Genomic DNA, 3492 nt, shown 5'->3' on the forward strand with positions numbered 1-3492 from the left:
TCGTCACCGTCGTCCCAGACCACGACCAGCCCCAGGTCACGCACCGGGCACCACGCCGCGCTGCGCGTGCCGACCACCACGCGCACACGGCCCAGGAGGGCCTCCAGGTGGACCCGGTAGCGTCGGGCCGCGGAGTCCTCCGCCGTCACCGTCACGACGTGTTCCTCCCCGAGGTCCTCGGCGAGCACCGCGCGGATCGCCTCGACCTGGGCGGCCGTCGGGGCGACCACGAGGACGGAACGACCCGAGGAGCGGGTCGCACGCACGAGGGCGGCCAGCTCCGCGTCGCGTGAGGTGGGCAGGGCGGTCCACACGGCTCGTGGAGCGTCCCCCGCCGCCAGGTGGGCGAGGAGGGCGGCACCACCGGGGTGGTCCCCCCAGGACGCGTCCCCGGGGGGATCGACGGGGATGTCCTCGGGTTCCGGCGCGGACAGGACCGCGCGTTCGGTGGCGGCGTGACGTGCGGGCACTGCGAGGCTCAGTGCCTGGGAGGCGGTGGCGACGTTGCGGTCGGCGACCCAGCGTGCCAGCCGGAGGATCTCCGGGGTGACGACCTCCACGTCGGAGACGACCGAGAGCAGTGGCTGCAGCGTCCGCCCCTCGGGGGGCACCGTCGCGCGGGAGAGGATCCAGCCGTTGGCCCGCCTGCCGGCCAGGCGGACCCGTACGAGTCGTCCGGGCCGTGCGGCGTCGGAGAGGGCCTCGGGCACCGAGTAGTCCAGGGGGCGGTCGAGCTGGGGCAGGTCGACGTCGACGAGGACGCGGGCGACGTCCACGGGGGCGGTCTGCTCCCCGAGGTCGATCAGTGCGTCCTGCCGGGTCTCCACGCTCCCATTGGACCACGGGGCGCGTGCGGCTGCGTCCCACCCACAGCCGACGCGCCCACCGCGGGTCGCCTCAGCCCAGGAGCTGCGGGCCGTAGCGCACGACCACCGCGGCCAGCAGCACCACCAGGAAGAGGCCGGTGATGAACCAGTCCGTCCCCGCTGCCACGAACCGGCGCGCCCAGGCCGGCGCGGGGATGACGCCCTCGCGCACGTTCAGGCGTGTGAGGCCCGCCCAGACCAGGGTCGTCGTGATGGTGATGAGGAGGCACCAGGGGCACAGGACGTGGATGACGAAGTAGGACTGGGTGAACAGCCACAGCGCGAAGGCCAGGCCGATCGTGTAGAGGGCCTCGACACCCCACATGTACCACTTCGGGAAGCGCACACCGGCGATGATCGCCACCGACACCGCCAGTACCACGGACTCGAAGAGGATCCCGAGGAAGGCGTTGGGGAAGCCGAGCACCCGCGCCTGGGGTGTCTGGGCGACGGTGGAGCAGGACAGGACCGAGGAGACGTCGCAGGCGAAGGTGCGCGAGGAGTCCTGGGCGAGGTGCCAGGCCTCGATGGACAGCACGAAGGAGGCGAGGAGGCCGAACACGCCTGAGACGGCCATCTCGACGGCCGTGCGCCTGCGCCAGGACTGGGGGGCCGGGCGCCTGAGGTCGAGGTCGAGGTCCTCCTCCCCCACCCCGTCCGCCGGGGGACCCGACGCCCGCACTCCCGTGGTGGCGCCGTCCGTGTCCGGTTTCCCTGCCATGTCCGCTCCTCGTCTCCGCCCCGGTGTGCCCGGTGCTGTGGGGGTGTGCCCGTCCCGACCGGACCGGCCGTGCTCAGGCCCCGAGCGCCGTCCGGAGCTGGTCGATGCGGGGGGTCTCCTCCCAGGTGAACCCCTCACGTCCGAAGTGGCCGTAGGCGGCGGTGCTCCGGTAGATCGGGCGCAGGAGGTCGAGGTCCTCGATCATGCCCCTGGGGCGCAGGTCGAAGACCTCCCGCACCGCGTCGGCGATGCGGGCGTCCGGGACGACGCCCGTCCCGAAGGTGTCCACGTAGAGACCCACCGGGTGCGCACGCCCGATCGCGTAGGCCACCTGGACCTCGCACCGCGTGGCGAGCTGCGCGGCCACCACGTGCTTGGCGACCCACCGCATGGCGTAGGCGGCTGAGCGGTCGACCTTGGACGGGTCCTTGCCGGAGAAGGCGCCCCCTCCGTGGCGGGCCATGCCCCCGTAGGTGTCGACGATGATCTTGCGCCCGGTGAGTCCGGCGCCCCCCGCGGGACCGCCGATGACGAAGCGACCCGAGGGGTTGACGAGGACCTCGGTGTCCGTCGTCGCTAGGTCCAGACCCGCCGCCTCGAGGACGGGCGCGATGACGTGCTCGCGCACCGCTGAGTCGAGTCGGGACAGCGTCATGTCGTCGTCGTGCTGGGTGGACACGACCACGGTCTCCAGGGACACCGGGCGGTCGCCCTCGTAGCCGAGGGTCACCTGGGTCTTGCCGTCGGGACGCAGGCCCTCCACGATCCCCCGGTGCCGCACCTCCGCAAGGCGCTTGGCGAGGCGGTGCGCGAGCCAGATCGGTGCGGGCATGAGGTCGGGTGTCTCGTCGCAGGCGTAGCCGAACATCAGGCCCTGGTCGCCGGCCCCCTGCTGGTCGCGGGGGTCCAGTCCCACCCCGTCACTGCGGACCTCCAGGGACTTGTCCACGCCCTGGGCGATGTCCGGGCTCTGCTGACCGATGGAGACCGACACGCCGCAGGAGGCACCGTCGAAGCCGATGCGCGAGGAGGTGTACCCGATGCGGCGGATCTCGTCACGCACGATCTGGGGGATCTCGACGTAGGCGCGCTCGGTGGTCACCTCCCCCGCCACGTGGACGAGGCCCGTGGTGACCATCGTCTCCACGGCGACGCGCGCATCGCGGTCCTGTTCGAGCATGGCGTCGAGGATGGAGTCGGAGATACGGTCGCAGATCTTGTCGGGGTGGCCCTCCGTGACGGACTCGGAGGTGAAGAGGCGCAGGTCGGAATTCACTGGGCCATCGTACCCAGCAGCGCGACCACCCGGTCGAGCAGACCGTCGGCGAGGGAGTCCTTCGTCCCGCTGAGGGTGCCGACCTCCTCGCCGTGACGGTCGAGGAGGTGGAGGGTGTTGTCGACGTCCCCGAACCCCCGTCCCGGGCCCACGGCGTTGACCGCGAGCAGGTCGGCGCCCTTGCGCAGCGCCTTCTCCCGTCCCAGGCGCAGCACCTCCTCGGGGGTGCCGGTCTCCGCCGCGAAGCCGACGACGACCCGTGGGCGACGTGGATCACGGGTGACGGTGGCCAGGATGTCGACGGTTCGTTCCAGGGTGAGGGCCGGGGCGTCCTCGGTGGCGGGGTCCTTCTTGATCTTGCGGTCACTGACCCCGACCGGGCGGAAGTCCGCCACCGCAGCGGCCATGACCAGGACATCAGTGGTGTCCAGCCGTGCCCGGACCGCGTCCAGCATGGAGGCGGCCGAGGGGGCGGGGACCACCTGCACGCCGTCGGGGACCAACCCCGGATCGACGTTGGCGGCGACGAGGGTCACCTCGGCGCCCAGTTCGCGGGCACGCGCGGCCACGGCGCACCCCTGCCTCCCGGAGGACCTGTTCCCGAGGAACCGCACCGGGTCGATCGCCTC

4 protein-coding genes are annotated in these 3492 nt (G+C 72.4%); all 4 read right to left on the minus strand.

Features of this window, described 5'->3' with window-relative positions:
- A partial coding sequence (locus TA90_RS06205) for a primosomal protein N' family DNA-binding protein (protein WP_043535173.1) occupies window positions 1-827 on the minus strand: 827 nt, incomplete at its 3' end.
- 70 nt (window positions 828-897) lie between these two features.
- Window positions 898-1443, minus strand: a complete 546-nt coding sequence (locus tag TA90_RS06210) for a vitamin K epoxide reductase family protein (protein ID WP_043535177.1) — start codon at window positions 1441-1443, stop codon at window positions 898-900.
- Between the two features lie 217 nt (window positions 1444-1660).
- Window positions 1661-2863, minus strand: a complete 1203-nt coding sequence (gene metK, locus TA90_RS06215) for a methionine adenosyltransferase (protein WP_043535174.1) — start codon at window positions 2861-2863, stop codon at window positions 1661-1663.
- Window positions 2860-3492: phosphopantothenoylcysteine decarboxylase domain-containing protein (locus TA90_RS06220; RefSeq protein WP_043535175.1), on the minus strand; the 633-nt coding region annotated here is incomplete at its 5' end. The genes metK and TA90_RS06220, both read right to left, overlap by 4 nt.

The sequence above is a fragment of the Actinomyces polynesiensis genome, from assembly GCF_000820725.1.
Lineage (GTDB): Bacteria > Actinomycetota > Actinomycetes > Actinomycetales > Actinomycetaceae > Pauljensenia > Pauljensenia polynesiensis.